Origin of the sequence: Flavobacterium sp. HTF (assembly GCF_003105115.1) — a bacterium.
Taxonomy (GTDB): domain Bacteria; phylum Bacteroidota; class Bacteroidia; order Flavobacteriales; family Flavobacteriaceae; genus Flavobacterium.
Window position 1 is genome coordinate 22671 of record NZ_QETH01000056.1, and the last position, 6606, is coordinate 29276.

Here is a 6606-nt window from a genome sequence, read left to right on the forward strand (position 1 = left end):
AATCACTATATCGTTTGATATTTAACAAAAATATCAATGGTTTCAATAGCTAAGCGCCAATTTTTCCTAATATTATTTAAAACATATTGTGATTTTATCATTTCACAATGCTTTAAATAAAATTATTATCATTTAAGAACCCTTTTTCTAATATTACTATAAAAATGTAAGCCAAATGACATTTTCAATACATTATGTTTAACGAAATCTTTATTTTTGTAGAAAAAATATCAAGAATGAGAGTTAAAGAACAAGGGCTTTATTTGCCTGAATTTGAACACGACAATTGTGGTGCAGGATTTATTTGTAATTTGAATGGTATTAAATCTAACGACATCATTCACAAAGCATTGGATATCTTAATTAAACTGGAACACCGTGGTGCCGTTAGTTCTGATGGAAGAACTGGCGACGGGGCCGGAATTTTATTTGACATCCCACATGATTTTTTTAAGAAAGTATGTGACTTTGAAATCCCTGAAACGCGTGAGTATGCAGTAGGAATGGTTTTTTTACCAAAAAGCAAAAACCAGGTTTCTTTTTGTATTAATGCATTTGAAGCAACTATCAAAGATCAGAACTTAAAAGTTTTGGGTTGGAGAGATGTGCCTGTTGACGTTGAAAATTTAGGGCAAATCGCCGCAGAAAAAGAACCAACAGTTAAACAAGTTTTCGTTTCTAAAAACGGTCAGGATTTAACTGAACAAGAATTTAATGCAAAACTTTTTGCAGCTAGAAAAATTGCTGAACATGCCATAAGAGGATCAAAAACTTCTGAAAGCCACATGTTTTATTTTACTAGTTTATCGACAACTACTATTATATATAAAGGTCTGTTGATGCCGGAAGACATCAGCCGATATTATATTGATTTGAAAGATCCGGACCTGGTGACGCGTTTAGCGCTTGTACACCAGCGTTTCTCTACCAATACATTCCCATCATGGGATTTGGCTCAGCCGTTTAGATACATGTGTCACAACGGTGAGATCAACACACTTCGTGGAAACGTAAGCCGCATGCGTGCTCGTGAAGAGCTTATGCAGAGCAAAGTTTTTGGCGATGATATCAAAAAATTATTCCCAATTATCTTAGAAGGAAAATCAGATTCTGCTTCTATGGATATGGTAGTAGAACTTTTATTAATGACCGGTCGTTCGCTTCCTGAGGCAATGATGATGGTGGTTCCTGAAGCCTGGGAAAAACACCAGACCATGTCTCCTGAGAAAAAAGCATTCTATGAGTTTAACGCTTGTATTATGGAACCTTGGGATGGCCCTGCTTCTATTCCGTTTACAGATGGAAACGTAATTGGTGCTTTACTTGACAGAAACGGATTGCGTCCTTCCCGTTACACATTAACAAAAAGTGGTTTCGTAATCATGTCATCAGAAATTGGTGTATTGGATATCGATCCCGAAGACGTAATTCAGCACGGTCGTTTAGAACCTGGAAAAATGTTCCTGGTTGACATGAACGAAGGTCGTATTATTGAAGATGAAGAGGTTAAAAAATCAATTGTAACGAAACGTCCTTATAAAGAATGGTTAGATGCTAACCTATTGCCTTTATCTAACATTCCGTACACCAATAATCCAACTCCGGTTGAGAAACTGGATTTCTTAACAAGACAAAAATTATTTGGCTATACAATTGAAGATTTAAAAACAATCATCAACCCGATGGGTGGTCAGGGAGCTGAAGCAATCAGTTCTATGGGTAACGATACGCCTTTGGCAGTGTTATCAGACCAGCCACAATTGCTGTACAACTACTTCAAACAATTATTTGCTCAGGTAACCAACCCACCTTTGGATGGTATTCGTGAAGAAATCATTACTGATATCAGTTTAGCAATTGGAGGAGATTTCAATATTTTTGAAATTGAATCTAAACAATGTAAAAAATTAAAAATCCAGAATCCGGTTATCTCTAACGAGGATTTGGACAAAATCAGAAATATCGATCACGCAGATTTCAAATCGGCTACTATTTCTACTTTATACAAAATAGAAAAAGGAGTTAACGGTTTGGAAAGAGCTCTTGAAAAATGTGTTCAGGCTACTTTCAAAGCGGTTAATGAAGGATGTAACATCATTATTTTATCAGACAGAGGCGTAAGCGAAGAATTAGCTCCAATTCCAATGTTATTGGCTTGTTCTTATATTCACCACTCTTTGAACATTTTACAGGTTCGTTCTAAATTCGGGATCATAATCGAATCTGCTGAACCTCGTGAACCGCATCATTTTGCTTTATTGTTCGGATACGGTGCAAGTGCAATCAATCCTTATATGGTAAATGAAATTATTTACGATCAGGTAGCTCAGGGTTTCATTACCGGAGTAAAAGCAGATTATGCCGTTGTAAACTACAACAAAGCGATTGCAAAAGGAATCGTTAAAATCATGAACAAAATTGGTATCTCTACATTACATTCATACAGAGCTGCACAGATTTTCGAGATTTTAGGTCTAAACAAAACTTTTACTTCTAAATATTTCCCTTACACACCATCAAGAATTGAAGGTATTGGTTTAATGGAAGTAGAAAAAGAAGTTAAAAAACGTTTCCAAAAAGCTTTCCCAAATTCAAAAATTGCAAACTTGCTTTCTCTTGAAATTGGAGGTATTTACAGATGGAGACGTGGTGGCGAAAAACACATGTTTAACCCAACTACTATTTCTAAATTACAACAGGCAGTTCGTTTAAACAGTCCTGAAAGTTATAAAGAATACTCCAATGCCGTTAATGAGCAAAGCTCAAACTTAATGACTATTAGAGGTTTATTTGAATTCAATAATTTGGATCCAATTTCTATTGACGAAGTAGAACCATGGACAGAAATTGTGAAGAAATTCAAAACGGGTGCGATGTCTTACGGATCTATCAGTAGAGAAGCACACGAGAATTTAGCCATTGCAATGAACAGAATTGGCGGAAAAAGTAATTCCGGAGAAGGTGGAGAAGATCCAAAACGTTTCCAGAAAGAAATTAACGGAGATTCAAGAAACAGTGCGATCAAACAAGTGGCGTCGGGACGTTTTGGCGTATCGATCAACTATTTGACAAACGCTAAAGAAATCCAGATTAAAATGGCTCAGGGAGCAAAACCTGGTGAAGGTGGACAGTTACCCGGAGAAAAAGTAGTGCCCTGGATTGCTGAAACTAGAAACTCTACGCCTTATGTAGGTTTGATTTCGCCTCCTCCTCACCACGATATTTACTCAATTGAGGATTTATCTCAGTTGATTTACGATTTGAAAAATGCAAACCGTGAAGCACGTGTAAACGTAAAATTAGTTTCTGAAGTTGGAGTTGGAACCATCGCTGCCGGTGTTGCCAAAGCAAAAGCGGACGTTATCTTAATTTCAGGTTATGACGGAGGAACGGGAGCTGCACCATTAACATCATTGCAACATACAGGTATTCCGTGGGAACTTGGTTTAGCTGAAGCGCAACAAACTTTAATCTTAAATGATTTAAGAAGTCGTGTAGTTCTTGAATGTGACGGACAGTTAAAAACAGGCCGTGACGTGGCTATCGCAGCTTTATTAGGAGCTGAAGAATTTGGTTTTGCAACAGCACCGCTTGTAGCTTCCGGATGTATCATGATGAGAGCCTGTCACTTAAATACTTGTCCGGTTGGTATTGCCACTCAGGATCCTGAATTGAGAAAAAATTTCAAAGGAACTCCGGAGCACGTAATCAACTTCATGTATTTTATTGCTGAAGAGCTAAGAGAAATCATGGCTCAGTTAGGTTTCAGAACCTTAAAAGAAATGGTGGGTCAGTCACAAAAATTAAATGTGAATAAAGCGATCAAACATTATAAAGCAAATGGTTTAGATTTATCACCAATTCTATACAAACCGGAAAAAGCTAAAACACAGCCAAATCACAATACAACACAACAAGATCACCAACTTGAAAACGTATTAGATTTTGATATTATCAAAGAAGCGATTCCGTCTATCTATAGAAAAGAGAAAACAAGAGTAACATTTAAAATTAAAAATACAGACCGTTCTGTAGGTGCTATTTTGAGTAATGAAATCTCAAAAATTTATGGCGCACAAGGATTACCTGATGACACTATTTTAGTTGATTTTGAAGGTTCTGCCGGACAAAGTTTTGGAGCTTTTGCAACAAACGGATTGTCGTTTAAAATTCACGGAAACTGTAATGATTATTTAGGAAAAGGTCTTTCCGGAGGAAAATTAATTGTAAAAGTACCTCCTACTGCAACCTTCAAACCTGAAGACAATATCATTATCGGAAACGTTGCCCTTTACGGAGCTATTACCGGAGAGGCTTATATTAATGGAATGGCCGGAGAGCGTTTCTGTGTAAGAAATTCCGGAGCAACAGCAGTTGTAGAAGGAATTGGAGATCACGGATGCGAGTACATGACCGGTGGTACAGTGGTAGTTTTAGGAAAAACAGGAAGAAACTTCGCAGCGGGTATGAGCGGCGGTGTAGCTTATGTTTACGATCCGAACAAGAAATTCGACTCAACAGTTTGTAACATGGAAATGGTTGCATTCGATCCGTTGGAAGAAGAAGACGTTACAAAACTAAGACGATTGATTAAAAATCATTCATTGTACACCAGCAGTCCATTAGCAAAAAGAATTTTAGCAGACTGGGAAAATCAACAACAGCACTTCGTAAAAGTAATGCCAACTGATTACAAGAAAGCATTAAAACGAATTGCAGAAGAGAAAAAAATAGAAGAATTAATAGCGGGATAAAAATCAATTTCAAAAAATAAAATTCCAAATTCCAATGGCAATATCAATGCCTGGTAGTAATAAAAAATTGGAATTTGGAATTTAAAGAAATTGGAATTTAATTTAAAATGTCATGGGTAAAATAGGCGGATTTAAAGAATATAACAGAGCTGACGAAAGTAATCTGGCAGTTGCAGAACGTGTTGCCAACTACAACGAGTTTACTATTCCGTTAGAAAAAGATAAAATAAAAGAACAAGGTTCAAGATGTATGGATTGTGGTATTCCTTTTTGCCACAGTAGTTGTCCGTTAGGAAATTTAATTCCTGACTTCAACGACATGGTACATCAGGAAGAATGGCAGGGTGCGTTAGAGATTTTACAATCTACTAACAACTTCCCTGAATTCACAGGCCGCTTATGCCCTGCTCCATGTGAGAAATCATGTGTATTAGGAATCATCAAAGATCCTGTAGCAATCGAAAACATCGAGAAAAACATTGTTGAAAGAGGTTTTGCAGAAGGATGGATCAAACCACAGGCACCAAAAACAAGAACCGGAAAAACGATTGCCGTTATTGGTTCAGGACCTGCAGGATTGGCAGCTGCTCAGCAATTAAACAGAGCCGGACACACGGTTACTGTTTTTGAAAGAGACAACGCAATTGGAGGTTTATTACGTTACGGAATCCCAAATTTCAAATTAGAAAAACAAATCATCGACCGTCGTGTAGCCATTCTGGAAGCAGAAGGAATCACTTTCAAAACCAATGTAAATGTTGGTGTAAACTTTAGCGTAGCAGAATTAAATGCATTTGATTCTATCGTTTTATGCGGAGGAGCAACAGAAAGAAGAAGCTTGCCAACTAAAGGAATCGAAAGCAAAGGCGTTGTCCAGGCGATGGATTTCTTAACACAACAAACTAAAGTTTTATTTGGAGAATCAATTCCGGATCAAATTAAAGCAACTGGTAAAGATGTAATCGTTATTGGTGGTGGAGATACAGGTTCAGATTGTATCGGAACTTCAAACAGACACGGAGCAAAATCAGTAACCAACTTTGAGATTTTACCAAAACCTCCGGTTGGAAGAAGCGAGTCAACTCCATGGCCTTTCTGGCCGTTGCAGTTAAAAACATCTTCTTCACATGAAGAAGGTTGCGACAGAAACTGGTTGATCAATACTAAAGAATTCATTTCTAACGATAAAGGCGAATTAACCGGATTAAAAACGGTTGAAGTACAATGGAAAATGACTCCTGGTCAGCGTCCTGAATTAATCGAAAAAGAAGGTTCTGAGAAAATCTGGCCTTGCGATTTAGCTTTATTGGCTCTTGGATTTACAGGTCCGGAGAAAACATTAAGCGAGCAGTTAGGAATCGAAACTGATATGAGAAGCAATTACAAAGCTAAAAACTATCAGACAAATGTTCCTCACATTTTCACCGCAGGTGATATGCGAAGAGGACAATCATTAATCGTGTGGGCTATTTCAGAAGGTCGCGAAGCAGCAAGAGAAGTAGATTTATTTCTTATGGGATCTACCAACCTGCCTACTAAAGGAAAAGGAGATCTTCCTAGCCTATAAAAACCGAATAAAAATACAACACATACTACTAACAAACCCTTGAATTACTATTCAGGGGTTTTGTTTTTTTTGCCACAGATTTGCTTCGTCTGTTCGCTATCGCTCGAGTCATAGATTAGCACAGATTATTATTTTACGACAAATTGCACAAATTTTCGCAAATTTTTATTCTTCGAGCGATTTCTATTTCAAATATAGCCCGTGGTTTCAACCACGGGGACACAATAATATTATTACGCCCAATTCATAACGTTTTCCGTGGTTGAAGCCACGGGCTATGTTTTG

2 protein-coding genes are annotated in these 6606 nt (G+C 37.4%); both read left to right on the plus strand.

What is annotated here, in order from left to right; genetic code table 11:
- Positions 1 to 236 precede the first annotated feature (236 nt).
- Entirely contained in the window at positions 237 to 4754 is a 4518-nt protein-coding gene (gltB, locus tag DCO46_RS15475; RefSeq protein WP_116753415.1) for a glutamate synthase large subunit, read from the plus strand.
- Positions 4755 to 4866: 112 nt separating this feature from the next.
- Positions 4867 to 6321, plus strand: coding sequence for a glutamate synthase subunit beta (locus tag DCO46_RS15480; RefSeq protein ID WP_116753412.1), 1455 nt, complete (start codon positions 4867 to 4869; stop codon positions 6319 to 6321).
- The last annotated feature ends 285 nt before the right edge of the window (positions 6322 to 6606 follow it).

Bases quoted from the DNA above. Each gene is read 5' to 3' on its own strand.
- gltB (WP_116753415.1), top strand. From the start codon at position 237: ATGAGAGTTAAAGAACAAGGGCTTTATTTGCCTGAATTTGAACACGAC.
- DCO46_RS15480 (WP_116753412.1), top strand. From the start codon at position 4,867: ATGGGTAAAATAGGCGGATTTAAAGAATATAACAGAGCTGACGAAAGT.